This is a genomic window from Streptomyces sp. NPDC037290, from assembly GCF_055603245.1.
Map to the genome: position 1 here is coordinate 85,171 of NZ_JBVJVZ010000015.1, position 26,991 is coordinate 112,161.

The 26,991-nt window shown below is 72.5% G+C and carries 27 protein-coding genes; 21 read left to right on the forward strand and 6 right to left on the reverse strand.

The window, feature by feature from the left end; genetic code table 11:
• Window positions 1-75 precede the first annotated feature (75 nt).
• The 4 genes from rplM to ACZ7HQ_RS34950 all read left to right on the forward strand — a co-directional run bounded on the left by rplM (window position 76) and on the right by ACZ7HQ_RS34950 (window position 3,256).
• Window positions 76-519, forward strand: coding sequence for a 50S ribosomal protein L13 (gene rplM / locus ACZ7HQ_RS34935; protein ID WP_030345455.1), 444 nt, complete (start codon window positions 76-78; stop codon window positions 517-519).
• A 42-nt stretch (window positions 520-561) separates the two neighbouring features.
• Window positions 562-1,074, forward strand: a complete 513-nt coding sequence (rpsI, locus tag ACZ7HQ_RS34940; RefSeq protein ID WP_100827765.1) for a 30S ribosomal protein S9 — start codon at window positions 562-564, stop codon at window positions 1,072-1,074.
• Between the two features lie 179 nt (window positions 1,075-1,253).
• A complete protein-coding gene (glmM, locus tag ACZ7HQ_RS34945) occupies window positions 1,254-2,612 on the forward strand; it encodes a phosphoglucosamine mutase (RefSeq protein WP_470998851.1) in 1,359 nt (452 codons plus the stop codon).
• 110 nt (window positions 2,613-2,722) lie between these two features.
• The gene (locus tag ACZ7HQ_RS34950; RefSeq protein WP_470998853.1) at window positions 2,723-3,256 is read left to right on the forward strand and encodes a hypothetical protein; all 534 of its coding nucleotides are present in this window, start codon (window positions 2,723-2,725) and stop codon (window positions 3,254-3,256) included.
• Window positions 3,257-3,374: 118 nt separating this feature from the next.
• Here ACZ7HQ_RS34950 and coaA read toward each other — a convergent pair whose 3' ends face one another.
• On the reverse strand, window positions 3,375-4,343 hold the full coding sequence (coaA, locus tag ACZ7HQ_RS34955) for a type I pantothenate kinase (RefSeq protein ID WP_470998945.1): 969 nt from the start codon (window positions 4,341-4,343) through the stop codon (window positions 3,375-3,377).
• Window positions 4,344-4,538: 195 nt separating this feature from the next.
• Here coaA and glmS point away from each other — a divergent pair, with 195 nt between their 5' ends.
• Window positions 4,539-6,386 (forward strand): glutamine--fructose-6-phosphate transaminase (isomerizing), encoded by a 1,848-nt coding sequence (glmS, locus tag ACZ7HQ_RS34960; protein ID WP_470998855.1) that lies wholly within the window; start codon window positions 4,539-4,541, stop codon window positions 6,384-6,386.
• A gap of 26 nt (window positions 6,387-6,412) precedes the next feature.
• On the opposite strand, the gene ACZ7HQ_RS34965 is transcribed toward glmS, so the two are convergent.
• Window positions 6,413-7,192 carry an SDR family NAD(P)-dependent oxidoreductase gene (locus ACZ7HQ_RS34965; protein WP_470998857.1) on the reverse strand — a complete coding sequence of 260 codons (780 nt, stop codon included), beginning with the start codon at window positions 7,190-7,192 and terminating at the stop codon, window positions 6,413-6,415.
• A gap of 93 nt (window positions 7,193-7,285) precedes the next feature.
• Between ACZ7HQ_RS34965 and ACZ7HQ_RS34970 the strand changes: the two genes are divergently transcribed.
• The 6 genes from ACZ7HQ_RS34970 to ACZ7HQ_RS34995 all read left to right on the forward strand — a co-directional run bounded on the left by ACZ7HQ_RS34970 (window position 7,286) and on the right by ACZ7HQ_RS34995 (window position 12,656).
• A complete protein-coding gene (locus ACZ7HQ_RS34970) occupies window positions 7,286-7,657 on the forward strand; it encodes a holo-ACP synthase (protein ID WP_470998859.1) in 372 nt (123 codons plus the stop codon).
• 46 nt (window positions 7,658-7,703) lie between these two features.
• Window positions 7,704-9,134 (forward strand): NAD(P)H-hydrate dehydratase, encoded by a 1,431-nt coding sequence (locus ACZ7HQ_RS34975; protein ID WP_470998861.1) that lies wholly within the window; start codon window positions 7,704-7,706, stop codon window positions 9,132-9,134.
• A 188-nt stretch (window positions 9,135-9,322) separates the two neighbouring features.
• Complete coding sequence (alr, locus tag ACZ7HQ_RS34980; RefSeq protein ID WP_470998863.1) at window positions 9,323-10,492, forward strand: alanine racemase; 1,170 nt, start codon at window positions 9,323-9,325, stop codon at window positions 10,490-10,492.
• Between the two features lie 120 nt (window positions 10,493-10,612).
• Window positions 10,613-11,872 carry an alpha/beta fold hydrolase gene (locus ACZ7HQ_RS34985; protein WP_470998865.1) on the forward strand — a complete coding sequence of 420 codons (1,260 nt, stop codon included), beginning with the start codon at window positions 10,613-10,615 and terminating at the stop codon, window positions 11,870-11,872.
• On the forward strand, window positions 11,838-12,350 hold the full coding sequence (gene tsaE / locus ACZ7HQ_RS34990; protein WP_470998867.1) for a tRNA (adenosine(37)-N6)-threonylcarbamoyltransferase complex ATPase subunit type 1 TsaE: 513 nt from the start codon (window positions 11,838-11,840) through the stop codon (window positions 12,348-12,350). The genes ACZ7HQ_RS34985 and tsaE overlap by 35 nt, the downstream gene beginning before the upstream one ends.
• Before the next feature lie 129 nt (window positions 12,351-12,479).
• Entirely contained in the window at window positions 12,480-12,656 is a 177-nt protein-coding gene (locus ACZ7HQ_RS34995; protein WP_470998869.1) for a hypothetical protein, read from the forward strand.
• A gap of 276 nt (window positions 12,657-12,932) precedes the next feature.
• Here the strand turns inward: ACZ7HQ_RS34995 and ACZ7HQ_RS35000 are convergent, their stop codons facing one another.
• Entirely contained in the window at window positions 12,933-13,493 is a 561-nt protein-coding gene (locus ACZ7HQ_RS35000; RefSeq protein ID WP_470998871.1) for a hypothetical protein, read from the reverse strand.
• Between the two features lie 113 nt (window positions 13,494-13,606).
• On the opposite strand from ACZ7HQ_RS35000, the gene tsaB reads away from it, so the two are divergent.
• Genes tsaB through ACZ7HQ_RS35020 form a run of 4 tightly spaced genes read left to right on the forward strand, consistent with a single transcriptional unit; the run spans window position 13,607 to window position 16,086 of the window.
• The gene (gene tsaB, locus ACZ7HQ_RS35005) at window positions 13,607-14,263 is read left to right on the forward strand and encodes a tRNA (adenosine(37)-N6)-threonylcarbamoyltransferase complex dimerization subunit type 1 TsaB (RefSeq protein ID WP_470998873.1); all 657 of its coding nucleotides are present in this window, start codon (window positions 13,607-13,609) and stop codon (window positions 14,261-14,263) included.
• A gap of 17 nt (window positions 14,264-14,280) precedes the next feature.
• On the forward strand, window positions 14,281-14,757 hold the full coding sequence (gene rimI, locus ACZ7HQ_RS35010; RefSeq protein ID WP_470998947.1) for a ribosomal protein S18-alanine N-acetyltransferase: 477 nt from the start codon (window positions 14,281-14,283) through the stop codon (window positions 14,755-14,757).
• Window positions 14,750-15,838 (forward strand): tRNA (adenosine(37)-N6)-threonylcarbamoyltransferase complex transferase subunit TsaD, encoded by a 1,089-nt coding sequence (gene tsaD / locus ACZ7HQ_RS35015; RefSeq protein ID WP_470998875.1) that lies wholly within the window; start codon window positions 14,750-14,752, stop codon window positions 15,836-15,838. Before rimI ends, tsaD begins: the two co-directional genes overlap by 8 nt.
• Window positions 15,835-16,086, forward strand: a complete 252-nt coding sequence (locus ACZ7HQ_RS35020) for a hypothetical protein (protein WP_470998877.1) — start codon at window positions 15,835-15,837, stop codon at window positions 16,084-16,086. Before tsaD ends, ACZ7HQ_RS35020 begins: the two co-directional genes overlap by 4 nt.
• A 195-nt stretch (window positions 16,087-16,281) precedes the next feature.
• On the opposite strand, the gene ACZ7HQ_RS35025 is transcribed toward ACZ7HQ_RS35020, so the two are convergent.
• Both ACZ7HQ_RS35025 and ACZ7HQ_RS35030 read right to left on the reverse strand, forming a co-directional pair.
• Window positions 16,282-17,166, reverse strand: coding sequence for a COG4705 family protein (locus ACZ7HQ_RS35025; RefSeq protein ID WP_470998879.1), 885 nt, complete (start codon window positions 17,164-17,166; stop codon window positions 16,282-16,284).
• A gap of 148 nt (window positions 17,167-17,314) precedes the next feature.
• A complete protein-coding gene (locus ACZ7HQ_RS35030) occupies window positions 17,315-19,624 on the reverse strand; it encodes a beta-xylosidase/alpha-l-arabinosidase (RefSeq protein ID WP_470998881.1) in 2,310 nt (769 codons plus the stop codon).
• A 138-nt stretch (window positions 19,625-19,762) separates the two neighbouring features.
• Between ACZ7HQ_RS35030 and ACZ7HQ_RS35035 the strand changes: the two genes are divergently transcribed.
• The 4 genes from ACZ7HQ_RS35035 to ACZ7HQ_RS35050 all read left to right on the forward strand — a co-directional run bounded on the left by ACZ7HQ_RS35035 (window position 19,763) and on the right by ACZ7HQ_RS35050 (window position 23,857).
• Window positions 19,763-20,806, forward strand: a complete 1,044-nt coding sequence (locus tag ACZ7HQ_RS35035) for a LacI family DNA-binding transcriptional regulator (protein WP_470998883.1) — start codon at window positions 19,763-19,765, stop codon at window positions 20,804-20,806.
• A gap of 113 nt (window positions 20,807-20,919) precedes the next feature.
• Window positions 20,920-21,975 carry an LCP family protein gene (locus ACZ7HQ_RS35040; protein WP_470998949.1) on the forward strand — a complete coding sequence of 352 codons (1,056 nt, stop codon included), beginning with the start codon at window positions 20,920-20,922 and terminating at the stop codon, window positions 21,973-21,975.
• Between the two features lie 105 nt (window positions 21,976-22,080).
• On the forward strand, window positions 22,081-22,437 hold the full coding sequence (locus tag ACZ7HQ_RS35045; protein ID WP_470998885.1) for a YciI family protein: 357 nt from the start codon (window positions 22,081-22,083) through the stop codon (window positions 22,435-22,437).
• A gap of 187 nt (window positions 22,438-22,624) precedes the next feature.
• Complete coding sequence (locus tag ACZ7HQ_RS35050; protein ID WP_470998951.1) at window positions 22,625-23,857, forward strand: RNA polymerase sigma factor; 1,233 nt, start codon at window positions 22,625-22,627, stop codon at window positions 23,855-23,857.
• Here the strand turns inward: ACZ7HQ_RS35050 and ACZ7HQ_RS35055 are convergent.
• Window positions 23,854-25,017, reverse strand: a complete 1,164-nt coding sequence (locus ACZ7HQ_RS35055) for a THUMP-like domain-containing protein (RefSeq protein ID WP_470998887.1) — start codon at window positions 25,015-25,017, stop codon at window positions 23,854-23,856. The genes ACZ7HQ_RS35050 and ACZ7HQ_RS35055 overlap by 4 nt on opposite strands.
• A gap of 90 nt (window positions 25,018-25,107) precedes the next feature.
• Here ACZ7HQ_RS35055 and ACZ7HQ_RS35060 point away from each other — a divergent pair, with 90 nt between their 5' ends.
• Window positions 25,108-26,019 carry a polysaccharide deacetylase family protein gene (locus tag ACZ7HQ_RS35060; protein ID WP_470998889.1) on the forward strand — a complete coding sequence of 304 codons (912 nt, stop codon included), beginning with the start codon at window positions 25,108-25,110 and terminating at the stop codon, window positions 26,017-26,019.
• An 80-nt stretch (window positions 26,020-26,099) separates the two neighbouring features.
• Entirely contained in the window at window positions 26,100-26,957 is an 858-nt protein-coding gene (locus ACZ7HQ_RS35065; protein ID WP_470998891.1) for a polysaccharide deacetylase family protein, read from the forward strand.
• The last annotated feature ends 34 nt before the right edge of the window (window positions 26,958-26,991 follow it).

Here is a 26,991-nt window from a genome sequence, read left to right on the forward strand (position 1 = left end):
CGGTGCGGTCAAGGCTGTCGTGATCGTTTCGGTGACCTGTTCAGGACCATTCACTCGAAGCGAAGGCTACGAACCGTGCGTACGTACAGCCCCAAGCCCGGCGATGTGACGCGCCAGTGGCACGTCATCGACGCTCAGGACGTTGTCCTGGGCCGTCTCGCCACCACTGCAGCGACCCTCCTCCGGGGCAAGCACAAGCCGATCTACGCGCCGCACGTCGACGCTGGTGACTTCGTCATCATCATCAACGCCGACAAGGTGCACCTGTCCGGCAACAAGCGGACCCAGAAGATGGCGTACCGCCACTCCGGCTACCCGGGTGGTCTGCGCTCCGTCCGTTACGACGAGCTGCTCGACAAGAACCCCGAGAAGGCCATCGAGAAGGCCGTCAAGGGCATGCTCCCCAAGAACACGCTGGGCCGTCAGATGCTCTCGAAGCTGAAGGTCTACAAGGGTGACCAGCACCCGCACGCTGCCCAGCAGCCGGTGCCGTTCGAGATCACCCAGGTCGCGCAGTAAGTCCGGCCACCCCCTAAGACTGAAGAGAATCTGAGGAGAATCGTGGCCGAGACCACTGCCGAGCAGCCGATCGAAGAGATCGACATCGAGAGCTACACCACCGAGTCCGAGGTCCCCGTCGAGGGCGAGTACACCTCGGAGTCCCTGGCCTCCCGCTTCGGCGAGCCCCAGCCGGCCGCCGGCCTGGGCCGCCGCAAGAACGCCATCGCCCGCGTCCGGATCGTTCCGGGCACCGGCAAGTGGAAGATCAACGGTCGCACCCTCGAGGACTACTTCCCGAACAAGGTGCACCAGCAGGAAGTCAACGAGCCCTTCAAGGTGCTCGAGCTCGAGGGCCGTTACGACGTCATCGCCCGCATCGCGGGTGGCGGTGTCTCCGGTCAGGCCGGTGCGCTCCGTCTCGGTGTCGCCCGTGCGCTGAACGAGGCCGACGTCGACAACAACCGCGGCCCGCTGAAGAAGGCCGGCTTCCTCAAGCGCGACGACCGTGCGGTCGAGCGCAAGAAGGCCGGTCTCAAGAAGGCCCGCAAGGCTCCGCAGTACAGCAAGCGCTAACCAGCAGCTGCCTGCTCGTACTCCGAACGCCCCGGCGGCACGCCACATGTGCCGTCGGGGCGGTCGTTTATCCCGGCCAAGGGCGTATAACGACACAAGACGTTCAAAGGCTGGTGTGATCGGATGACCCGGCGTCTGCCACCATGCAGGGCAGCAAGGACGCTTCCTCAGGAGGACAAGTGGGACGACTCTTCGGCACGGACGGCGTGCGCGGTGTCGCCAACGCGGGCCTGACGGCCGAGATGGCGCTCGGCCTGTCCGTAGCGGCGGCGCACGTGCTGGCCGAGGCGGGCACCTTTGAGGGCCACAAGCCGAAGGCGGTGGTCGGACGGGACCCGCGCGCGTCCGGGGAGTTCCTGGAGGCCGCGGTGGTCGCCGGTCTGGCGAGCGCGGGCGTGGACGTCCTGCTGGTCGGCGTGCTGCCGACGCCCGCGGTGGCCCACCTGACCGGCGCGCTCGGCGCCGACCTCGGTGTGATGCTCTCCGCCAGCCACAACGCCATGCCGGACAACGGCATCAAGTTCTTCGCCCGCGGCGGCCACAAACTCGCCGACGAGCTGGAGGACCGGATCGAGGCCGTGTACGAGTCCCACCGGCACGGCGAGCCGTGGGAGCGGCCCACCGGTGCGGGCGTCGGGCGGGTGCGCTCCTACGACGAGGGGGCCGAGCAGTACGTCGGCCATCTGCTGTCGGTGCTTCCCAATCGGCTCGACGGACTGAGGATCGTCCTGGACGAAGCGCACGGCGCGGCCTCGGGGGTCTCGCCGGAGGCGTTCTCCCGGGCGGGCGCCGAGGTCGTCACGATCGGCGCGGAGCCCGACGGGCTCAACATCAACGACGGCTGCGGCTCGACCCACCTCGGCAAGCTGAAGGCCGCGGTCGTCGAGCACCGCGCGGACCTCGGCATCGCGCACGACGGCGACGCCGACCGCTGCCTGGCCGTGGACCACACCGGCGAGGAGATCGACGGCGACCAGATCCTCGCCGTGCTCGCGCTGGCGATGCGGGAGCGTTCCGCACTGCGCTCCGACACCGTCGTCGCGACCGTCATGTCCAACCTGGGCTTCAAGCTGGCGATGGAGCGGGCCGGGATCCGGCTCGTGCAGACCGCCGTCGGTGACCGGTACGTGCTCGAGGAGATGAAGGAGCACGGGTACGCCCTCGGCGGCGAGCAGTCGGGACACGTGATCATCCTCGATCACGCGACGACCGGTGACGGCACACTGACCGGGCTGCTGCTGGCGGCGCGGGTCGCCGAGACCGGGCGCAGCGTGCGGGAGCTGGCCGCGGTGATGGAGCGCCTGCCGCAGGTGCTGATCAACGTGCCGGACGTGGACAAGTCGCGGGTGCGGACGTCCGCGGACCTCGCCGCCGCCGTGGCCGAGGCCGAGCGGGAACTCGGCGAGACCGGGCGGGTGCTGCTGCGGCCCTCCGGCACCGAGCCGCTGGTGCGCGTGATGGTCGAGGCGGCGGACATCGACCAGGCGCGGTCGGTGGCCGGGCGGCTGGCCGACGCGGTGAAGTCCGCCCTGGGTTGATCCCCAAGGCGTAGCAAAAAGTGCACGATCCGTCACCGACTGTTTCGCTGACGTCGAGGCCGCTGAGCGCGGCGTCCCTCCTCGACGAAAGAGAAACAAGCATGAAGATCGTGAGCAGCACCCTGAAGCGGGCGGCCGGTCCGGCCGTGGTGGCAGGTCTCCTCGTCGCCGCGACAGCCACGTCGGCCGCCGCTCAGACACCCCCGGGGTCCACGGCGTTCCGCATCTTCGGCGGCCTCGTCGGCCTCCAGGCACGTGCCGGTGTGGACAACACGGTCACGGCCACCGTGTCCGGCACCCATCTGATTCTGACCGATGGCACGGGCATCGCGATCGGCCCGGGCTGCACGCGCGTGGACAGCGACCCCACCATGGCCGACTGCGGCCCCGTCAGCACGGTGACCCGGCTCGCCATCCAGCTGGGCGACGGGAACGACACCTTCGACGGTTCCACTGTGCATGTCAACACTCTCGTCGACGCGGGTACGGGCACCGACAAGGTGCACACCGACGGTGGCAACGACACGGTCAGCGTCCAGGACAACGCCCCTGGGGACACGGTGGACTGCGGCGGTCCCGGCGACGCCGACACGGTGTTCGCCGACCCCGGCGACACCATCACGAACTGCGAAAGACGGTTCTAGAAGCCGAAGGCGACGTAGGCCGCCGGGACAGCGAGAGGCCAACCCCCGCAGGCCGGCGATGAGTTCGCCGCCGGCCTCGCGGGCCACGTCGCACAGGACGACATCAGCGAGCGGGGGGCTACAGCTTGCGCAGCCTCAGCCGCTGCACCTTGTGGTCCGGGCCCTTGCGCAGGATGAGGGTGGCGCGGCCGCGGGTGGGGGCGATGTTCTCGACCAGGTTGGGCTTGTTGATCGTGCGCCACAGCGTGCGGGCGTAGTCGAGGGCCTCCTCCTCGGAGACCTGGGTGTACTTGCGGAAGTACGAGTTCGGGTTCTGGAAGGCGGTCTGCCGCAGCTTCCTGAAGCGGTTGAGGTACCAGCGCTCGATGTCCTCGGTGCCCGCGTCGACGTACACGCTGAAGTCGAAGTAGTCGGCGAGACCGACCCGGGTGCGGCCGTCCTTGCCGGGCAGGGCGGGCTGCAGGACGTTGAGGCCCTCGACGATCAGGATGTCGGGCCGGCGGACCGTGAGCCGCTGGTCGGGGACGATGTCGTAGATGAGGTGGGAGTAGACGGGGGCCGTGACCTCGTCCTTGCCCGCTTTGATGTCGGCGACGAAACGGGTCAGGGCCCGGCGGTCGTAGGACTCGGGGAATCCTTTCCGCGACATCAGGCCGCGGGCCTGGAGCTCCTTGGTGGGCAGCAGGAAGCCGTCGGTGGTGACCAGTTCGACCCGCGGGTGCTCGGGCCAGCGGGACAGCAGGGCCTGCAGGAGCCGGGAGACGGTGGACTTGCCGCAGGCCACGGAGCCGGCGACACCTATCACGAACGGGGTGCCGGACTGGGAGCCCTTCTCCCCGAGGAAGGTGTTCAGGGCGCCTCGGAGACCGTCGGTGGCCCCCACGTACAGATTGAGGAGCCGGGAGAGCGGGAGGTAGATGTCCCGCACCTCGTCCAGGTCGATGACGTCGCCCAGACCGCGCAGCTTCTCCACCTCCTCGGCGGTGAGCGGCAGCGGCGTCTTGTCGCGCAGCGCGCTCCACTCGGCGCGGGTGAGGTCGACGTAGGGAGTCGCCTCCGGCCTGTGCCGGTGGGCGCTCCGGGGCATCGAGGAGACCGGTGAGATCACATTCCATTGTTAACGGAGTTTGAACGGGGCGGAGGGTGGGGTCCGTCACGCGCCCCGAAGTCCTCCCCGAAATCGGCGTAGTGCCAGAAATGACCTTCGTACGGCGGTGGGAATTTCCGAATTCGGGCAGGCAGAGGCCGTTTCCGGTCGCCGCCGGGCCGTAGGCTGCGGCTCATGTGCGGAATCGTGGGATACGTAGGGTCACAGTCGGCGCTCGATGTCGTGATGGCCGGGCTGAAGCGGCTGGAGTACCGGGGGTACGACTCGGGGGGTGTCGCCGTGCTGGCGGACGGCGGCCTGGCCTCGGCGAAGAAGGCCGGGAAGCTGGTCAACCTGGAGAAGGAACTGGTCGAACGGCCGCTGCCGGCGGGCTCGACCGGCATCGGACACACCCGCTGGGCCACGCACGGCGGGCCGACCGACGCCAACGCCCATCCGCATCTCGACAACGCGGGGCGCGTCGCCGTCGTCCACAACGGCATCATCGAGAACTTCGCGGTGCTGCGGGCCGAACTGGCCGAGCGTGGCCACGAGCTGACCTCCGAGACGGACACCGAGGTCGTCGCCCACCTGCTGGCCGAGGAGTTCTCCTCCTGTGCGGACCTCGCGGAGGCCATGCGGCTGGTGTGCCGTCGGCTGGAGGGCGCGTTCACGCTGGTCGCGGTGCATGCCGACGCTCCCGACGTGGTCGTCGGCGCGCGGCGCAACTCGCCGCTGGTGGTGGGCGTCGGCGAGGGCGAGGCGTTCCTGGCCTCCGACGTCGCGGCGTTCATCGCCCACACGCGCTCGGCGATCGAGCTGGGCCAGGACCAGGTGGTGGAGCTGCGCCGGGACGGTGTCACGGTGACGGGCTTCGACGGCAGCCCCGCCGAGGTCCACAGCTACCACGTGGACTGGGACGCCTCCGCCGCCGAGAAGGGCGGCTACGACTACTTCATGCTCAAGGAGATCGCCGAGCAGCCCAAGGCGGTCGCCGACACGCTCCTCGGCCGCATCGACCCGTCCGGCTCGCTGACGCTGGACGAGGTGCGGATCTCGCCGTCCGAACTGCGGGAGGTCGACAAGGTCGTCATCGTCGCGTGCGGTACCGCCTTCCACGCCGGCCTGATCGCGAAGTACGCCATCGAGCACTGGACGCGGATCCCCTGTGAGGTGGAGCTGGCCAGCGAGTTCCGCTACCGGGATCCGATCCTGGACGGCCGCTCCCTGGTCATCGCCATCTCCCAGTCCGGCGAGACCATGGACACCCTGATGGCGTTGCGCCACGCCCGTGAGCAGGGCTCCAAGGTGCTGGCCATCTGCAACACCAACGGTTCGACGATCCCGCGCGAGTCGGACGCGGTGCTGTACACGCACGCGGGCCCGGAGGTCGCCGTCGCCTCCACGAAGGCGTTCCTGACCCAGCTGGTGGCGTGTTACCTGGTGGCGCTGTACCTGGGCCAGGTGCGCGGCACCAAGTGGGGCGACGAGATCCAGGCGGTGATCAAGGACCTCTCCCGGATCTCCGAGGAGGTCGAGCGGGTCCTGGAGACGATGGAGCCGGTACGGGCGCTCGCCCGGACGCTGGCGTCGAAGAACACCGTGCTCTTCCTGGGCCGGCACGTGGGCTACCCGGTGGCCCTCGAAGGCGCCCTGAAACTCAAGGAACTCGCCTACATGCACGCCGAGGGCTTCGCGGCGGGCGAGCTCAAGCACGGCCCGATCGCGCTGATCGAGGAGGACGTGCCGGTCGTGGTCGTCGTCCCCTCCCCGCGCGGCCGTTCGGTCCTGCACGACAAGATCGTCTCCAACATCCAGGAGATCAGGGCCCGCGGGGCGCGCACGATCGTGATCGCGGAGGAGGGCGACGAGGCGGTGGTCCCCTACGCCGACCACCTGATCCGCATCCCGGCCACGCCGACGCTGCTGCAGCCGCTGGTGGCGACGGTGCCGCTGCAGGTCTTCGCCTGCGAGCTGGCCACCGCCAGGGGCAACGAGGTGGACCAGCCCCGGAATCTGGCGAAGTCGGTGACGGTGGAGTAGCGGCCGTTCGGCCGCCGCGACGCGGCTCAGTGCACCGAGAGGCCGCCGTCCACGAACAGCGACTGGCCGGTGACGTACGCGGAGGCGCGGCTCGCGAGGAAGACCGCCGCGCCTTCGAAGTCCTCGGCGAGCCCGTTGCGGCCGGTCATCGTGCGGGCGGCCAGGGCGGCGACCTTCTCCGGGTCGGACGACAGCCGCTGGTTCAGCGGCGTCATCACGAAACCCGGCACCAGGGTGTTGACGGTGACGCCGTACGGCGACCAGGCCTCGGCCTGCGAGCGGGCCAGCGACTCCAGCGCGCCCTTCGAGACGCCGTACGCCCCGCTCTGCACGAAGGCGCGGTGGGCCTGCTGGGAGGTGATGTGGATGATCCGGCCGAAGCCCCGCTCCGCCATGCCGGGCCCGAACCGCCGGCCCAGCAGGAAGGGCGCCTCCAGGTTCACCGCCATGGTGGTGTCCCACACGTCCTCGCCCAGCTCGCTCATCGGCGGCCGCAGGTTGATCCCGGCGGAGTTGACGAGGATGTCGGGCTCGCCGAAGGCACCGGCCGCCTCCTCGGCCGCCGCGCGCACGCCGTCCCGGGTCCCCAGATCGGCCACGACCCGGGCGGCCCGGCAGCCCTCGGCCGTCAACTCGCCGACCGCGGCGTCCAGTTGCTCCTTCGTGCGAGCCACGGCCACCACGCTCGCGCCGGCTCGCGCCAGCGCCCCGGCGATGGCCCGCCCGATACCGGAACTGCCCCCGGTCACCACGGCGACACGGCCGTCCAGCGAGAACAGGTCAGAGAGGTAGGCCTGGGTCGTCATGGGCGGAGCGTAGACGTCACCCGCCCGGCCCGCCAGGGGATTTCAGCAGGTGGGCAGGGTCTTTTCGGGTGGAATGACCGTAGGCTGCGGCTCATGAGCATCATCGGAGTGGGCATCGACGTCGCCGAGATCGACCGGTTCCAGGCGTCCTTGGAGCGGACGCCCGGGCTGGCCGACCGGCTGTTCGTGGAGCGGGAACTGCTGCTGCCCAGTGGTGAGCGGCGCGGAATCGCCTCGCTCGCTGTCCGGTTCGCCGCCAAGGAGGCGCTGGCGAAGGCGCTCGGCGCGCCGCCCGGGCTGCACTGGACCGACGCGGAGGTGTACGTCGAGGACAGCGGGCAGCCCCGGCTGCGGGTGAAGGGGAGCGTGGCGGCGCGGGCCGCGGAGCTGGGCGTGCGGTCCTGGCACGTGTCGCTCAGTCATGACGCGGGGGTCGCCTCGGCCGTGGTGGTCGCCGAGGGCTGAGCGCCCCGGGTGTGGGCGGCCGGGGTTCCGGGGCAGACTCGGTGCCATGCGTACTGCGTACAGCGTGGAGACGGTAAGGGCGGCCGAACGCGCACTGATGGCGCGGCTGCCGGAGGGCGCGCTGATGCAGCGGGCCGCCGCGGGGCTGGCCGCTGCCTGCGCCGAGTTGCTCGGACGGGTGTACGGCAGCCGGGTGGTGCTGCTCGTGGGCAGCGGGGACAACGGCGGGGACGCGTTGTACGCGGGGGCACGGCTGGCCCGGCGCGGAGCCGGGGTCACGGCCGTACTGCTCGCGCCCGAGCGGACGCACGCCGGGGGACTCGCCGCGCTGCGCAGGGCCGGGGGGTCCGTCGCCGCGTCCGGTGCCGTCGACGAGCTGATCGAGCGGGCCGGCCTCGTCGTCGACGGGATCGTGGGGATCGGCGGCAGGGGCGGGCTGCGGCCCGATGCCGAGAAGCTCGCGGGGGCGGTCGAGCGGTCCCGGGCAGCCGTGGTGGCCGTGGACCTGCCCAGTGGCGTCGAGGCCGACACCGGGGAGGTGCGGGGGACCGCGATCCGGGCCGACCTCACCGTCACCTTCGGCACCTGCAAGCCCGGGCTGCTGATCGATCCGGCGCGGGAGTACGCCGGGGTGGTGCGGCTTGTCGACATCGGGCTGGACCTGCCGGGCGAGGCCGAGCTGGAGGCCCTGCAGCATGCCGACGTGGCGCGGCTGTTGCCGGTGCCCGCGGCGGAGAGCGACAAGTACCGGCGGGGGGTGGTGGGGATCGCCGCCGGGTCCGCGCGGTACCCCGGGGCCGCCGTACTCGCCGTGTCCGGGGCGCTGCGGGGCGGCGCGGGCGCCGTACGGTACGTCGGGCCCGCGGGCGGGGCGGTCATCGCGCGCTTCCCGGAGACCCTCGTGTCCGACGCCGGGCCGGCCGGGGCCGGGCGGGTGCAGGCCTGGGTGGTCGGGCCCGGCGCGGGTGACGACGCGGCGACCGTGGCCGAGGTGCTGGCCGCGGACGTGCCGGTGCTGGTCGACGCGGACGGACTGCGGCTGGCCGAGCGGGACGCGGTGCGCGGGCGTACGGCGCCGACCCTGATGACCCCTCACGCCGGAGAGGCCGCCGCGCTGCTGGGGGTGCGGCGCGAGGAGGTCGAGGGCGCCCGGCTGGCCGCGGTACGGGAGCTGGCTGCGGCGTACCGGGCGACCGTGCTGCTGAAGGGGTCGACGACGCTGGTGGCCGACTCGGCGGGCGGGGCGGTGCGGGTGAATCCCACGGGGACGCCCTGGCTGGCCACGGCGGGCAGCGGTGACGTGCTGTCAGGGCTCGCCGGGTCGTTGCTGGCGGCCGGGCTGCCGGCGCCGGACGCGGGGAGCGTGGCGGCGTATCTGCACGGGCTGGCCGGACGGTTCGCCGCGGCCGGGGCGCCGGCCGGGGCACATGACGTGGCGGAGCGGATCCCCCACGCGTGGAGGGACGTGCGGGCCTGAGCCGGCGGCGCCGCGGCTCCCGGACGGCGTGATCAGCGGACGCACCCGGTCCCGGGCTGTCGCCGTGCTGCCCTCGCTGAGGCCGCAGGGCCGAAGAAGGACACCCCCGTCCACGTACGGGGGCGGCGGCCGGGTACCTGACACTGCACGCGGGGGCCCGTGCGGCCCTCTGAGAGACTGGGGGCGCGATGAGTGAGACTGCGACTGTGCCGACCGCCCCCCTGCGCGCCCGCGCCGAGATCGATCTGGGCGCCCTGCGGGCCAATGTGCATGCCCTGCGTGCCCGGGCGAAGGGCGCGGCCCTGATGGCCGTCGTCAAGTCCGACGGCTACGGCCACGGGGCGCTGCCGTGTGCCCGCGCGGCCCTCGCGGCGGGCGCCACCTGGCTCGGCACGGCCACGCCCGAGGAGGCCCTCGCGCTGCGCGCGGCGGGGCTGCCGGGCCGGATCCTGTGCTGGCTGTGGGTGCCGGGCGGCCCCTGGCGGCAGGCGGTCGAGGCCGGCATCGACGTGTCCCTGAGCGGGATGTGGGCCCTGCGGGAGGTCGTCGCGGCCGCCCGCGAGGCCGGGCGCACCGCGCGTGTGCAGCTCAAGGCCGACACCGGGCTGGGCCGCAACGGCTGCCAGCCCGGCCAGGACTGGGCCGAGCTGGTCGGCGAGGCCCTGCGCGCCGAGGCCGAGGGGCTGGTGAAGGTCACCGGGCTGTGGTCGCACTTCGCCTGCGCCGACGAGCCCGGGCATCCGTCCATCGCCGCCCAACTGGACCGCTTCCGGGAGATGCTGGCGTACGCCGAGGAGCAGGGTGTGCGGCCCGAGGTGCGGCACATCGCCAACTCACCCGCCACGCTCACCCTGCCCGAGACCCACTTCGACCTGGTCCGTCCCGGTATCGCCATGTACGGCATCTCGCCCAGCCCCGAGATCGGCACCCCGGCCGACTTCGGGCTGCGCCCGGTGATGACGCTCAGCGCCTCGCTGGCGCTGGTCAAGCACGTCCCCGGCGGGCACGGGGTCAGCTACGGCCATCACTACGTCACCCCCGGCGACACCACCCTCGGCCTCGTCCCGATCGGCTACGGCGACGGCGTCCCGCGGCACGCCTCCGGCACCGGCCCGGTGCTGGTCGACGGCAAGTGGCGGACGGTCGCCGGGCGGGTCGCCATGGACCAGTTCGTGGTGGACCTCGGCGGCGACGAGCCCCCGGTGGGCGCGGAAGCGGTGCTGTTCGGGCCCGGCGACCGCGGGGAGCCCACGGCCGAGGACTGGGCGCAGGCCTGCGGCACGATCGCGTACGAAATCGTCACACGCATCGGATCCCGGGTTCCTCGCGTCTATGTGAACGGGGAAGAACTCGGGTAACCCGTCCGGAAGCGGCACGGTCACCTAGGCAACAACAGCGTCCAGCACCACACCAGCACCACAGGTTTCATCCGTTTCACCCACCCGGGCGAACTGCAGTACGGCGAAGAGGAGCGGTACGTGAGCGAGAGCAGTGCGGAGGCCGTGGCGGACGTCGTCGCCTCGGCGGCCGCCGCCTCCGCCGCGGGGGCGGCCGGCAGCTGGCGCAGGGCGACCGGCATCGCCGGCGCCGCGATAGGCGTGCTCGCCGCGGGCGCGGCGGCCGGCGTGGCCATCGAGCGGATGACCGTGGGACGCGGCATGCGCAGGAAGGCGCGGCTGGCGCTGGACTCCGCGGGCCCCTACGGCACCCTGCGCGGCACCCCCGGCAAGGCCCAGGCCGACGACGGCACCGAGCTGTACTACGAGGTCGACGAGGCCGAGCCCGATACGGGCCCGAACGTCTCCCCGCGCCGGCGCCGTCTCTTCGGCCGCAAGGCTCCCGCGCCCGTGACCGTGGTCTTCTGCCACGGCTACTGCCTCAGCCAGGACTCCTGGCACTTCCAGCGGGCGGCGCTGCGCGGGGTCGTGCGGACCGTGCACTGGGACCAGCGCAGCCACGGCCGGTCCGGGCGGGGCGTGGCCCAGACCCGGGACCGGGTGCCGGTCACCATCGACCAGCTCGGCCGCGATCTGAAGGCCGTGCTCGACGCGGCCGTACCCGAGGGGCCGATCGTGCTGGTCGGCCACTCGATGGGCGGCATGACCGTGATGGCCCTCGCCGACCAGTACCCCGAGCTGATCCAGGACCGGGTCGTCGCCACGGCCTTCGTCGGCACCTCGTCCGGGCGGCTCGGCGAGGTCAACTTCGGGCTGCCCCTCGCCGGCGTCAACGCCGTGCGCCGCATCCTCCCCGGCGTGCTGAAGGCGCTCGGGCAGCAGGCGGAGCTGGTGGAGAAGGGGCGCCGGGCCACGGCCGACCTGTTCGCCGGGATCATCAAGCGGTACTCGTTCGCCGGGCGGGACGTCGACCCGGCCGTCGAGCGCTTCGCGGAGCGGATGATCGAGTCCACGCCGATCGACGTGGTCGCCGAGTTCTACCCGGCCTTCACCGACCACGACAAGACCGAGGCACTCGCCCGCTTCCAGGACATGCCGGTGCTCGTGCTGGCCGGCGTGCAGGACCTGGTCACGCCCAGCGAGCACAGCGAGGCCATCGCCGACCTGCTGCCCGAAGCCGAGCTGGTCCTCGTCCCGGACGCCGGGCACCTGGTGATGCTGGAGCACCCGGAAGTGGTCACCGACCGGCTCGCCGACCTGCTCACCCGTGCGGGTGCGGTGCCCGCAGGGGCTACCGTTACTGGCTATGGAAGCACCAGCAGCACCGCACAACCCCGCTGAGACCCGGCTGACGATCACCGCGCCCGAGCAGATGCGGGAGCTGGGCCGCCGACTGGCCAAGCTGCTGCGCGCGGGTGACCTGGTGATGCTCAGCGGCGAGCTGGGCGCGGGCAAGACCACGCTGACCCGCGGGCTCGGAGAGGGCCTCGGCGTGCGCGGCGCGGTCACCTCACCGACCTTCGTGATCGCCCGGGTGCACCCGTCCCTCGGCGACGGCCCGCCCCTCGTGCACGTCGACGCCTACCGGCTCGGCGGCGGTCTGGACGAGATGGAGGACCTGGACCTCGACGTCTCGCTGACCGACTCGGTGATCGTCGTGGAGTGGGGCGAGGGCAAGGTCGAGGAGCTGACCGAGGACCGCCTGCAGGTCGTCATCCACCGGGCCGTGGGTGACACCAGCGACGAGGTGCGGCACGTGACGGTCACCGGGCTGGGGGAGCGCTGGGCCGAGGCCGGCCTGGCGGCGCTCACCGCCTGACCGGCACCCAGGATTCCGACAGGCCGTCGGCAACATGTTGCGCAGGACGTCCCGGGCGTGGTCACATGGTGTCCAGCCCGTAGTTAGGCCTGCCTAACTACCCTCGCCCCCGCACATCAGGAGGCGCCCATGCCCGAGTCCCGTCCCGCCGAGGTCGCAGGGGTGACCATGCGCGACCTGTTGGCGGCGTGCACCGCGGCGAGGGCGGTCTCCATGCCACCCGAGGCCCCCGAGGACCGCCCCGAAGAGTCGCGGGACCGTACGGAACCCACGGCCCCCGCCGCCGTGTCCCGGCGGTCCGCCTAGCGGATCAACGACGCGCACCCCGATGGTGGCGAAGGCCGTCCGGATCTCCCGGATCCCGCCCGCCCGCACTCGGCTCGGCCGCGGAGCGCTGCTCACGGCCGCGCGGGTGCCTGACGGCGTGTCCCGGTGCTCCGGTTAGCGGATCACCACGACGCGGACCCCAATGGTGGCGAAGGCCGTCCGGATCTCCCGGATCCCGCCCGCCCGCACTCGGATCGGCCGCGGAGCGCTGCTCACGGCCGCGCGGGTGCCTGACGGCGTGTCCCGGTGCTCCGGTTAGCGGATCACCACGACGCGGACCCCAATGGTGGCGAAGGCCCACATCGCCGCGCCGTCCGCCCGGCTCTCCCGGATCCCGCCCGTCCGCGCACTCGGCTCGGCCGCCGTCCGCGGAGCGTTGCTCACCGCCGCGCTGAACCCGATCGCCAGGCCGTCCACGCTGGTGAAACGCACCACGTGCTCGACGGGGATGCCGTCGGAGCCGGTGACCGCGCTCGAGCGGGAGGTGACCCAGTACGTGCCGACCGGCGGATCGATACTGCCCGGGTTCACCCCGAAGCTGCGCTCCACCCTGTTCGTCGCGCCGACCAGCCAGACCCGGTCGTCGTCCAGCGAGTACACGACCCGTTCACCCGTGCCGGAGCCGCGCGGCAGGGCGGTCGGGTTGCGGCGGTCGCGGGGCGACTTGCCGGCGGCCGTCAGCGGCGGCGCGCCCGCCGCGGGCCGCACGCCCAGGTGCGCCGGCGCGGTCGCGTGGGCCTGGTAGGCGAGGAAGCCGACGGCTGCGAGGGCCGCCGCGGTGAGGCCGGCCACGATCCCCGAGCTGGTCCCTGCCACGTGCGCCCACCTCTGTCTCGCGCCATATGTCGTACTTCGTACGAACCGTAGCAGTCGGTGACCGTCCGACCAGGACGGCCATGCGTGAGCCGTGGGCGCCGTAGGCTGTTTGCGTGCTCTTGCTCGCTCTGGATACCGCCACTCCCGCCGTCACCGTCGCGCTGCACGACGGCACGGACGTCATCGCCTCGTCAAGTCAGGTGGACGCGCGCCGGCACGGTGAGCTGCTGCTGCCGGCCGTCGACCGTGTCCTCGCCGAGGCCGGGCTCAAGCTGGACGCCGTCACGGGCGTCGTCGTCGGCATCGGGCCCGGCCCCTACACCGGTCTGCGCGTCGGCCTGATGACCGCCGACACCTTCGGCCTCGCGCTCGGCGTCCCGGTGCACGGCGTGTGCACGCTGGACGGCCTCGCCTACGCCGCCGACATCGAGAAGGGCCCCTTCGTCGTGGCGACCGACGCCCGGCGCAAGGAGGTCTACTGGGCGAAGTACGCCGACTCCCGGACCCGGCTGACCGACCCGGCCGTGGACCGGCCGGCCGACATCGCCGAGCAGGTCGCGGGCCTCCCGGCGGTCGGGGCGGGAGCGCTGCTCTACCCCGGCACGTTCCCGAGCGCCCACGAGCCCGAGCACGTCTCCGCCGCCGCCCTCGCCTGGCTCGCCGCCGAGAGGCTGGCCGCGGGCGAGGAACTCCCGGCCCCCCGGCCGCTGTACCTGCGCCGTCCGGACGCCCAGGTCCCCAAGAACTACAAGGTGGTCACACCGAAGTGACCGTACGACTGCGCGAGATGCGCTGGTGGGACATCGACCCGGTCCTGGAGCTGGAGAGGGACCTGTTCCCCGAGGACACCTGGTCCCGGGGCATGTTCTGGTCCGAGCTGGCCCACTCCCGGGGCGCCGAGGCGACCCGGCGGTACGTCGTGGCCGAGGACGGGACCGGCCGGATCGCCGGGTACGCCGGCCTCGCCGCCTCCGGCGACCAGGCCGATGTGCAGACCATCGCCGTCGCCCGCGACTTCCAGGGCACGGGCCTCGGCGGACTGCTGCTGGCCGACCTCCTCGGCGCGGCGACCGCGTTCGAGTGCCACGAGGTGCTGCTGGAGTGCCGGGTCGACAACGTCCGCGCCCAGAAGCTCTACGAGCGCTTCGGCTTCGAACCCATCGGCTTCCGGCGCGGCTACTACCAGCCGGGCAACGTGGACGCCCTGGTCATGCGTCTGACCGACCCTTCCGCTTCAGTACAAGGAACCGAGATCAATGGCTGACGAACCCCTCGTCCTCGGCATCGAGACCTCCTGCGACGAGACCGGCGTCGGCATCGTCCGCGGCACCACCCTGCTGGCGGACGCCGTCGCCTCCAGCGTCGACGAGCACGCCCGCTTCGGCGGCGTCGTACCGGAGGTGGCGTCCCGGGCGCACCTGGAGGCGATGGTCCCGACCATCGACCGCGCGCTGAAGGAGGCGGGGGTCAGCGCCAGGGACCTCGACGGCATCGCGGTGACCGCCGGTCCCGGTCTCGCGGGCGCCCTGCTCGTCGGCGTCTCGGCGGCCAAGGCGTACGCCTACGCCCTCGGCAAGCCCCTGTACGGCGTCAACCACCTCGCCTCGCACATCTGCGTCGACCAGCTGGAGCACGGCCCGCTGCCCGAGCCGACGATGGCCCTGCTGGTCTCCGGCGGCCACTCCTCGCTGCTGCTGTCCGAGGACATCACCTCCGACGTACGGCCCATGGGCTCGACCATCGACGACGCGGCCGGCGAGGCCTTCGACAAGATCGCCCGCGTGCTGAACCTGGGCTTCCCCGGCGGCCCCGTCATCGACCGGTACGCGCGCGAGGGCGACCCGGAGGCGATCGCCTTCCCGCGCGGCCTGACCGGCCCCCGCGACCCGGCGTACGACTTCTCCTTCTCCGGTCTGAAGACCGCCGTGGCCCGCTGGATCGAGGCCAGGCGCGCGGCCGGCGAGGAGGTCCCGGTCCGTGACGTGGCCGCGTCCTTCCAGGAGGCCGTCGTCGACGTCCTGACCCGCAAGGCCGTCCGCGCCTGCAAGGACGAGGGCGTCGACCACCTGATGATCGGCGGCGGTGTCGCGGCCAACTCCCGGCTGCGCGCCCTCGCCCAGGAGCGCTGCGAGGCGGCCGGCATCCGGCTGCGCGTGCCGCGCCCCAAGCTGTGCACGGACAACGGCGCGATGGTGGCGGCGCTCGGCGCCGAGATGGTCGCCCGGAACCGGAGCGCCTCCGGCTGGGACCTGTCGGCCGACTCCTCCCTGCCGGTCACGGACCCGCACGTCCCGGGCAACCACGACCATGTGCACGAGGTCAGCAAGGAGAACCTGTACTCGTGACCGTCGCGCTGATGTGGGAGGCCCGGGCGGCCGAAGGGCGGGGAGCGGAACTTCTCGCCTGGGTGCGCGCACAGCGCCTGACGGAAGAGCCGCTCAGGTGCGAGACCTTCCGGGCGCCGCAGGACCGGGTGCTGGTCATCACCTGGTGGGACGCGCCCTACGACGCCGAGCTGCCCGAACTGCCCGAGCCGGACGGGGAGTTGGTGACCCGGGCGGTGCACCGCTGGCGGTTCGAGCAGGTGATTTGACGGAGGGGCCCGAACATCCGCTATGATCATCACACAGCGAACGGCCGGAACCCGGAAACGGGGAACCGTCCCGGACGCAGTGCGTTGGTGGTCCAAGGAAAGACGTCCCGCTTCCTGCGGGGAGATGCAGGTGCAAGGCCTGCCCGGCGCTCCACACAAACCCCGCCCCGGTTCACCGGGGCGGGGTTTCGCGTCTCACGGGCGTCCGGCCTCCTCCTGCGGGCGGACCGCCTCCCCCTCCGGACCGGTGAACTCCGGTGCCGTCGCCGCCCGCCGCTCCTTGAGGAGCGCGTACCCCATCAGGCCGAACAGCACGGCGAGCAGGACCGCCGAGGAACCGGCCGTACCGAGGTCGAGGCCGCCCTTGGCGACCGGCTTGGTCAGGAAGTCGCCGGCCGTGGCGCCCAGCGGGCGGGTCAGCACGAACGCGACCCAGAAGAGCAGCACGTTCGGCACGGCCGGGACCTTCATCAGGGCGACCAGGACCAGCAGTACGCCGGTCACCAGGGACGCGCCGCCCAGATAGCCGAGGCCCGAGCTGTCGGAGAGGAAGTCGCCCATCGAGGTGCCGAGGGTGTTGGAGACCAGGATCGCCGACCAGAACAGGGCCTCACCCCTGAAGGTCACGATCTCGGTGATCTGGAACGTCATCCCGCTCAGCTTCCAGCCGAGGAAGATCAGCAGCAGGATCGAGACCAGGATCGCGGCGCCCTCCGGGTAGCCGAGGCCCAGGCCCTGCGGGCCCCAGCCCAGTTTCGTCGCGCCGTTCGAGAGGTACTTCGCGCTGGCGTCCCGGTTCATGAAGTCGGACATGGTGGTGCCGGCCATGGAGGTCGAAAGGATCACGGTCCAGTAGAAGAACGGGTTGTAGCGGGACGAGCGCAGCTGGACCACCAGCGTCACCACGAAGACCAGGAACAGGGCGAGGGTGGTGAGGAAGTAGCCCAGCTTGAGGGTCTGGGCGAACAGGTCGCCCGCGGTCTCGCCCAGGGTCGTCGCAGCGATCTTCATGACCCAGAACGCGAGGGTGACCTCGGGCAGCTTCTTCATCACGGATTTCGTCGTCGAAGGCGTCGGCAAGAGTGCTCCTGTGAGGGGGTGTCAGATGATCGACGACCCTGCCAGGGGCAACCTGAAGCCTTCCTGAACGCCCGTGTCAGGGGTCTTGCGGAAGCGAGGTCGCTGTGCTCCCGCCGTGGTCCCATACGTTCCACACGGCCCCTTGGGTTCAATCAGTTCCCCCGGACACCTCCACCTCGCACCGCAGCCGCCGCTCGGCGCCCACCACCCGGACCGGCCCCGTCAGCCGCAGCCGCACCCGGTGCCGTACGTCCGTGCTCGACGCCCCGAGCCGCAGCTCCAGCGCGCCCGGCTCCACCACCCGGGTCCCCGTGCGGTCCGTGAAGGAGGACAGGTCGGCGTGGAAGCGGAAGGTGAGCCGGCCGGACGCGCCCGGGGCCAGCTCCACGCGCCGGTAGCCGATGAGCCGGACGTCCGGGCGGGTCACCGACGCCACGGGGTCGTGCAGATACAGCTGGACGACCTCCGCGCCGGCCCGGTCGCCGGTGTTGCGGACGGTCAGGGAGAGGTCGTACGCACCGTCCGTGGGGATCTCGGTCCCGGGGGCGTGCACGTCCTCCCAGGCGAACGTCGTGTACGAGCGGCCGTGGCCGAACGGGTACAGCGGGGTGGGGTCCAGGCTGCTCACCTCCCCGGCCAGGCCCAGCGGGGGCTGGAGATAGGTCCACGGCTGGCCGCCGGGCAGCCGGGGCACGCTCACCGGGAGCCGGCCGGAGGGGTTGACCCGGCCGGACAGCACTCCGGCCACCGCCGGGCCGCCCTCCTCGCCGGGGAAGAAGGCCTGCACGACCGCGCCGAGCCGGCCGTGCCAGCGGCCCAGCGCGTACGGCCGGCCGGTCAGCAGCACCAGGACCACCGGCACCCCCGTCGCCACCAGTGCGTCCAGCAACTCGGCCTGTACGCCCGGCAGATGGAGGTCGGCCACGTCGCAGCCCTCGCCGGAGGTGCCCCGGCCGAACAGGCCCGCCCGGTCGCCGAGCACCGCCACGCACACGTCCGCCTCCGCCGAGCGGGCCACCGCGTCCGCGAAGCCGGCCGTGTCCGGATCGTCGACCCCGCAGCCCTCGGCGAACGTGACCTTGGCGTCCGGGAGCTCGGCGCGCAGGGAGTCCAGCAGGGTGGGGATCTCGATGCCCAGCGGGACGTCGGGGTGGTGGGTGAGGACGTGGGAGGGGAAGGAGTAGCAGCCGAGCATGGCGAGTTCGTCCGCCGCGCGCGGGCCCACGACCGCGATCCGGGCGCCGGGGGCCAGGGGCAGCACACCGTCGGGGTTGTCCAGCAGCACCACCGACTCCTCCGCCAGGCGCCGGGCCACGGCACGGTTCTCCGCCGAGTCCAGCTCGACCGGGCCCGCCGGCTCCGGCCGCCAGTCCGCGTCCAGCAGGCCCAGTGCGCACTTCTGCAGCAGGACACGCCGGACCGCCCGGTCCACCAGGGACTCCGGGATGCGGCCCTCGTGCACGGCCGTGACGAGCGGTGTGCCGTAGCACTTCAGGGTCGGCAGCTCGACGTCGATGCCCGCGGCCAGCGCCAGCCGCGCCGCCTCCGCCTCGTCCGCCGCGACCCGGTGCAGGCTCTTCAGGAACCCGATGGCGAAGTAGTCGGCGACCACCGTGCCGGTGAAACCCCACTCCTCGCGCAGCAGTTCGGTCAGCAGACGCGGGTCGGCCGAGGCGGGCACGCCGTCGGTCTCGGTGTAGGCCGCCATCACCGAGCGGGCCCCGCCCTCGCGCAGCGCCATCTCGAACGGCGGCAGCGTAACGTCCGCGAACTCCCTGACACCCGCCCGCACGGGGGCCAGGTTCCGGGCGCCGGCCGAGGACGCGTACCCCGCGAAGTGCTTGAGCGTGGCGATCACCCCGGCCGACTCCAGGCCGCGCACATAGGCCGTGCCGATGGTGCCGACCAGGTACGGGTCCTCGCCGATCGTCTCCTCGACCCGGCCCCAGCGCGGGTCGCGGACCACGTCCAGGACGGGGGCAAGGCCCTGGTGGACGCCGGCCGCCCGCAGGTCGTGGCCGATCCGGTGGGCCATCTCCCGCACCAGATCGGGGTCGAAGGAGGCCCCCCAGGCCAGCGGCACCGGGTACGCCGTGGCCCGCCAGGCGGTGAAACCGGCCAGGCACTCCTCGTGGGCCACGGCCGGGATGCCGAAGCGGCCCGCCGCTGCGATCCGGCGCTGGGCGCGGGCCAGGGCCCGGGCGGCGAGCGCGGGTTCCACGGGGGCGGTGCCGAAGGAGCGCGTCAACTGGCCGAGGCCGAGGGTGATCAGCTCGTCCCAGTCGTGGTCGGCGGTCATCTCGCGCTGCAGGGGGGCGACTCCGTCGCCGTCCGTGGCGGCGCCCACCCACACGCCGTACAGCTGGGCCGCCTTCTCCTGAAGTGTCATCCGGGAGACCAGGTCGGCCACGCGGACGTCGGCGGACAGGGCGGGGTCGCGCCAAGGAGCGGTGGTCATGGAACTCCCGTCACTCTGGCTCTCGCTCACGGATCTCAGGACTGTGTCGAATGTTTCGAAACGAACACCGAATGTTCCGGGAACCTACGACCCGTGAAGGGCTTCGTCAAGAGACCCCGCGTGGATACGATCGTGGGCATGAAGCCCGTGAAGCCCGCAGAACCGCAGACGGCGACCCTCGCCGAAATCGCCCGTGAGGCCGGGGTGTCGGCTCCGACTGTTTCGAAGGTCCTCAACGGCCGCGCCGATGTCGCCCCCGCCACCCGCACCAGGGTCGAGGAACTGCTGCGTACCCACGGCTACCGGCGCCGGCGCGCCGAGACCTCCCGCTCGCCGCTGATCGACCTGGTCTTCCACGAGCTGGAGAGCGCCTGGGCGCTGGAGGTCATCCGGGGCGTGGAGAACGTGGCCAGGGACGCCGGTCTCAGCGTCGTGCTGTCGGAGTCGGCCGGCCGGCTCACCCCGGGCCGTACCTGGGCCGACCAGGTGGCCGCGCGCCGCCCGCACGGCGTCGTCCTGGTGCTGTCCGGTCTCGACGAGTCCCAGCGGGCCCTGCTGACCAGCCGCTCCATCCCCTTCGTGGTGATGGACCCGGCCGGCGACCCTGGCCCGGACGTGCCCTCCATCGGCGCCACCAACTGGCAGGGCGGCCTCGCCGCCACCCGCCATCTGGTCGAACTCGGCCACACCCGGATCGGCGCGATCAGCGGCCCCTCCCGGATGATGTGCAGCCGGGCCCGCGTCGACGGCTACCGCGCCGCATTGGAGACCGCCGGCCTGCCCGTCGACCCCTCGCTGATCGTGGCGGGCGACTTCCACCATGACTCCGGCCACCGCCTGGGCCTTGAACTGCTCAGCCGCCCCGACCGGCCGACGGCCGTCTTCGCGGGCAACGACCTGCAGGCGCTCGGACTGTACGAGGCCGCGCGCGAACTCGGTCTGCGCATCCCGGAGGACCTCAGCGTGGTCGGCTTCGACGATCTGCCGGTGGCCCGCTGGGTCGGCCCGCCGCTGACGACCGTACGGCAGCCGCTGACCGAGATGGCCGAGGCGGCGGCCCGGCTGGTGCTGGAGCTGGGGCGCGAGCAGGAGGAGCGGGCGGCGACGCGGGTGGAGCTGGCGACCAGCCTGGTGGTGCGGCAGAGCACGGATGCGCCTGCGGCGGTCCGGCGAGTGCGGTGACGACCGCCGAGACGGGTGGCGGGATGAGAATTTCGCAAGAAAAGCGATTCCTGCTGCTTCCGCTAACAGTCCGCTAATAATTCGGACTTACGTTCCTGCCCGTGACGCGACACGTGGAACGACGCGAGGAGCAAGGCGACGCGGGCAGACGGACGGGCCGGCGGCCGGGAGCGCTGAAGGCCGCCGGCCTCACCCTGGCGGGCGCCCTGGTGCTGGGCGCGGCGGGGGTGGGCTGGGCGTACCGGCATCTGAACCACAACATCACAAGCGTCGACATCAACAGCGCGCTCGGCGACGACCGGCCCGCCCGGGCGGTGCTCGCCCCGTCCCCGGCCGCCTCGGCCTCCGCCCCGCCGCTGCCGACCGGCTCGCTGAACATCCTGGTCCTGGGCTCCGACTCGCGCAGCGGCAAGGCCAACAGGGAACTCGGCGGCGGCGACAGCTCCGGCGCCCGCTCCGACACGGCGATGGTCGTGCACATCGACCCCGGCCGAACCCGGGCCACCGTCGTCAGCATCCCGCGCGACACCCTCGTCACCCGCCCGTCCTGCCCGCTCGGCTCCGGCGGTTCGACGGCGGTGGCCCACGGCGCGATGTTCAACACGGCGTACGAGGTGGGCGGCCCGGTCTGCGCCGTCAAGACGGTCGAGTCGATCACGAACGTCCGCATGGACCACTACATCGAGATGGACTTCGCCGGCTTCGCGAAGCTGGTGGACGCGCTCGGCGGGGTCGACGTCACGACCGCCCAGGACATCGACGACGACATGAGCCATCTGCACCTCGGGGCCGGCGCCCACCATCTGAACGGCAAGCAGGCCCTCGCGCTCGCCCGCACCCGGCACGGCATAGGCGACGGCAGCGACCTCGGCCGCATAGGGCTGCAGCAGCAGCTGGTGAAGGCGCTGTTGGAGCAGATGGCCACCACGGACCTGCTCACCGACCCGGCCAGGCTGTACCGGGCCGCCGACGCGGTCACCGCCGGCCTCACCACCGACACCGGCCTGGACTCCCTGAGCGAGCTGATGCGGCTCGGCCAGAGCCTGAAGGGCCTGACCGCCGGCCATGTGAAGACGGTGATGATGCCGGTCGTCACGGCACCCTCCGACCCCAACCGGGTGATCGCGAAGGAGCCGGCGGCGAGCGAGCTGTGGGCGTCGCTGCGGTGAGAAGCAAAAAGAATTTCCGGTGCGGGTGTCGATCCGGGGGGCTGCCGTTCGACACATGGGTGAGTGGCGGGGACGGACCCCGCCGCACCGACCGAAGGAGCCACCATGCCCCGCTACCTGTCCCTGGTGCGCATCGACGAGTCCTCCGCCCCCGCCGAGGGCCCGAGCCCCGAGCTGATGCAGCGGATGGGCGAGCTGATCGAGGAGATCACGAAGGCCGGCGTCATGCTCGACACCGCCGGGCTCACCCCGTCCGCGCAGGGCACCCGGGTGCGCTGGGAGAACGGGAAGATCTCCGTCACCGACGGGCCGTTCACCGAGACCAAGGAGGCCATCGGCGGCTACGCCCTCATGCAGTGCAAGGACAAGGCCGAGGCCCTGGAGTGGACCAAGCGGTTCCTGCAGGTCCACGAGGACTTCTGGACCGTGACCTGTGAGGTGCGGGAGATCGCCGAGGGCTGAGGTGCCTGGCGCCGTGCCGCACGGGGGTGTTGCATGGTGGGCTGTGGAACCACAGCCCACCGGGCCACAGCTCCCCGAGCCGCAAGCCTCCGAGCCACAGCCCCTCGAGCCCCAAGCCCCCGAGCCCCAAGCCCCCGAGCCCCAAGCCCCCGAGCCCCAAGCCCCCGGGTCCGCCGCCGTCCACGCGATCGAGACCGTCTTCCGCCTCGAGTCGCCCCGCGTCATCGCCGGTGTGGCCCGGATCGTCCGGGACGTCGGCATCGCCGAGGAGCTGGCGCAGGACGCGCTGGTCGCCGCCCTGGAGCAGTGGCCCCGCGACGGCGTGCCCGACAACCCCGGCGCCTGGCTCATGGCCACCGCCCGGCACCGTGCCGTCGACCTGATCCGGCGCCGCGAGACCTACGCCCGCAAGCTGCGGGAGATCGGCCGGGACCTCTCGCGGTCGGCCCCGCCGCCGTACGACGAGCCCGCCGGCCCGGACGACATCGACGACGACCTGCTCCGGCTCGTCTTCGCCGCCTGCCACCCGGTGCTGTCCCCGCAGGCCCGCACCGCGCTCACCCTGCGCCTGCTCGGCGGCCTGACCACGGCCGAGATCGCCCGCGCCTACCTGGTCCCCGAGCCGACGATCGCCCAGCGCATCGTGCGGGCGAAGCGGACCCTCGCCGCGCGGAACGTGGCCTTCGAGGTGCCGTACGGCCCCGACCGCGAGGCCCGCCTCGGTTCCGTCCTGGACGTCATCTACCTGATCTTCAACGAGGGGTACGCGGCGACCGCCGGCGACGACCTGCTGCGCCCCGGCCTGTGCGAGGACGCGCTGCGGCTGGCCCGGGTCCTCGCCGCACTGATGCCGAAGGAGCCGGAGGTGCACGGCCTGACCGCGCTGCTGGAGTTCCAGGCGTCCCGTACGGCCGCCCGCACGGGTGCGGACGGAGAGCCGGTCCTGCTGGGGGACCAGAACCGCCGCCGCTGGAACCGCATGCTCATCGCGCGCGGCATCCGCGCCCTCGACCGCGCCGGGGCCACGGCGACCGGCGCCCCGGGCCCCTACGCCCTGCAGGCGGCCATCGCCGCGTGCCACGCGCACGCGTACACGTACGAGGAGACCGACTGGCGCGCCATCGCCACCCTCTACGGCCTGCTGGCCGCCCGGGCCCCGTCCCCGGTGGTCGAGCTGAACCGCGCGGTCGCCGTGTCGATGGCCGACGGCCCGGCCGCGGGCCTGGAGCTGGTGGACGCCCTGGCCGCCGAACCCACCCTGCGCGACTACCACCTGCTGCCCAGCGTGCGCGGCGACCTGCTGGCCCGGCTCGGGCGTGCGGCTGAGGCCCGCGCGGAGTTCGAGCGGGCGGCCGGCCTGGCGCGCAACGCGAGGGAACGGGCACTGCTGCTGCGCCGGGCCGACGAGGTGCACTCCTAGGCGGGACGGCCCACGAGCATCGTGGGCGCCCCGGCGACCCGGGTGAGGAAGACCGTCGCCGCGTTCGGGCCCTGCGGCTTGACCTTCTTGCGCAGCTCCTCCGGCTCGACGGCCGAGCCGCGCTTCTTCACGGTCAGCGTGCCGACCTCGCGTTCGCGCAGCAGGGCCTTCAACTTCTTGACGTTGAAGGGAAGTTGGTCGGTGATCTCGTAGGCGGAGGCGTACGGTGTGGGCCGCTGCTCGTCGGCGGTGACGTAGGCGATCGTCGGGTCGATCAGCCCGCCGTCCAGGTGCTCGGCCACCTCCGCGACCAGATGGGCGCGGATCACGGCGCCGTCCGGCTCGTACAGGTACCGGCCCACCGGGCGCACCCCGGGATCGGGCAGGCCCCGGCCGAGCAGTGTGCGCGGGCCGGGCAGCAGGGTGGCGCGCACCGCGCCCGGCGCGCCCGTCCCGAACCACAGCACCGCCTCCTTCACATCGCCGCCGTCGGAGATCCACTCCGCCTCGGCCTCGGCGGGGACGGCCTCGTGGGGGATGCCCGGGGCGATCTTCAGCGCGGCCGTACCGGCGGCCGAGGCGGCTGACACCGCCCAGGACAGCGGCGGCGAGTACGCCTCCGGGTCGAAGATCCTGCCGCGTCCGCCCCGGCGGGCGGGATCGACGAAGACCGCGTCGTACCCGGCGGTGTCCACCTCGGTGACGTCCGCCTCGCGCACCTCGATCAGCTCGCCCAGCCCCAGTGCCCCGGCGTTGGCCCGCGCCACGGCGGCCGTCACCGGATCCCGGTCCACGGCGAGCACCCGGATCCCCGCCCGGGCGAGCGCGATCGCGTCCCCGCCGATCCCGCAGCACAGGTCGGCCACGGACGTCACACCGAGGCGTACGAGTCGCTCGGCGCGGTAGGCGGCGACGCTCGCCCGCGTCGACTGCTCGACCCCGTTCGGCGTGAAGAACATCCGTCCCGCGTCCGCCGCCCCGAACTTCACCGCCGCCCGCTGCCGCAGCCGGGCCTGGCCGAGCGCGGCCGACACCAGCTCGGCGGGGTGGTCGCGGCGCAGCCGGGTGGCGACGGCGAGTTCGTCCGCCGGGGCGGTGTCGCGGACCTCGTCGAGGAGGGCACGGCCTTCGGGGGTGAGGAGCAGAGCGAGGTCGTTCACCGGGTCATTGTGGGCCAGTCGGTGGATCGTTCGCCTCCGGCGGCGGTGTCGGCCCGGGATCCGGGGCCTGGCCTGGGAGGATCCGACGCCATGCGAGTAATCGTACAAAACGATAAAAATCAGACTTGGGTCGGGCGGCCGGTCCTCGCCCGCGGAGCCGCCGCGCTGGTCTGCGCCGCCCTGCTCGCCGGCTGCACCGGCCCCGAGGCCACCCGCCCCGCACCCGGCCGGGGCGCCCCCGCCCAGGCCCTGAGCCCCCAGGCCCGCCAGGCCGCCGAACACGCCCGCCTGGTCGCCGCCGCCCGGCGCTGGGGCCTGGACGAGGTCCCGCTGACGCCGCCACCCCCGCCGGCGAAGAAGCCGCACATCACCGCCCGGGCCGGCTTCGAGGTGGACCACCAGGAGGACTGGTGGCTGCCACCGGTCTTCACCACGATCCCCACCCAGCAGAAGATCGTCTTCCTCACGATCGACGACGGTTCGGAGAAGGACCCGGACTTCCTGCGGATGATGCGGGACCTGAAGATCCCGTACACCGCCTTTCTCAGCGACTACCTGGTCAAGGACGACTACGGGTACTTCCGCAGGATGCAGTCCGACGGCCACACCCTCAACAACCACACCCTGCACCACCCCTACCTGCCGGCCCTGTCCTACGAGGAGCAGCGGGACGAGATCTGCGGCATGCAGGACATCATGGAGAAGCAGTTCGGCAAGCGCCCGACCGTCTTCCGGCCGCCCTACGGCGACTACAACCAGGACACCCTGCGCGCCGCCAAGACCTGCGGCATCCGCTACGCGCCGATCTGGAACGAGGAGGTCTTCGTCGACCACTGGGAGTACCGCGAGGACGACCAGAAGATGCGCCGCGGCGACATCGTCCTCACCCACTTCCGCGGCCGCTCCGACTGGAACGGCACGATGGTCGACGACATGCGCCGCTTCCTGAACAAGGTCACCCGCGAGGGCTACGCCGTGGCCCGCCTGGAGGACTACCTGTGAGGTACGGGGGCAACGGCGGGGCCCTCCGGACGGCGCGCAGGGGGGCGGGGGGTGCGGGGGCGGGCGCCGCCGGCTCGCGGATGGGGCAGGCAGGGGGCCCAGGGGCACGTCCCGGGTGGCGCCTCGGACGGCGGGCGGGCGCGCTGCTCGTCTCGGCTCTCCTCCTCGCCGGCTGTGCCCAGTCCGTCGACCCCATCGAACGCCTCGGGAAGAAGGCCGCCGAGGGCGTGCACCCGCCCGGCCCCGCCCCCGACCGCGGCTACCGCCGCTGGGGCCTCACCGAGGCCCTCGCCCGCCCGCCGCACCCCGCCGCCCACGCGCTCGCCCTCACCCCGCACACCGCGGGCCACGCCCTGCCCCGCGTCGTCGACCACGTGCCCACCCACGACCGGGTCGTCTTCCTCACCTACGACGACGGCGCCGACAAGGACCCCCGTTTCGTCGACATGGTGCGCGACCTCCGGCTGCCCGTCAGCATGTTCCTCACCGACAGCGCCGCCGGCCCCGGCTACGGCCACTTCGCCCGCCTGCACCGGCTGGGCGCCGGCATCGAGAACCACACCCTCGACCACCGCGCGCTGTCCGGACTGCCGTACGCCGGCCAGCGCACGGAGATCTGCGGCCAGCAGGACAGGCTCAGCTCCCGGCTCGGCCTGCGCCCCCGCCTCTTCCGCCCGCCGTACGGCTCGTACGACACCACCACCCTGCGCGCGGCCTCCGACTGCGGCATCTCCGCACTCGTCCTGTGGCGCGCCGCCATGACCCCGACCGACCTCGTCTACACCCACGGCGCTCACCACCTGCGCCCCGGCGACATCGTCCTGATCGGACCGGACGAGACAACGGGGCCGGACCTGCGCGAACGCACCACGCGGGCCCTGCGCCGGGTCCAGCAGAGAGGGCTGACGGTGGGGAGCCTCGAGGACTACCTGAACTGAACGCAAATATCGAATTTTGGCATCGGCGCGTCGG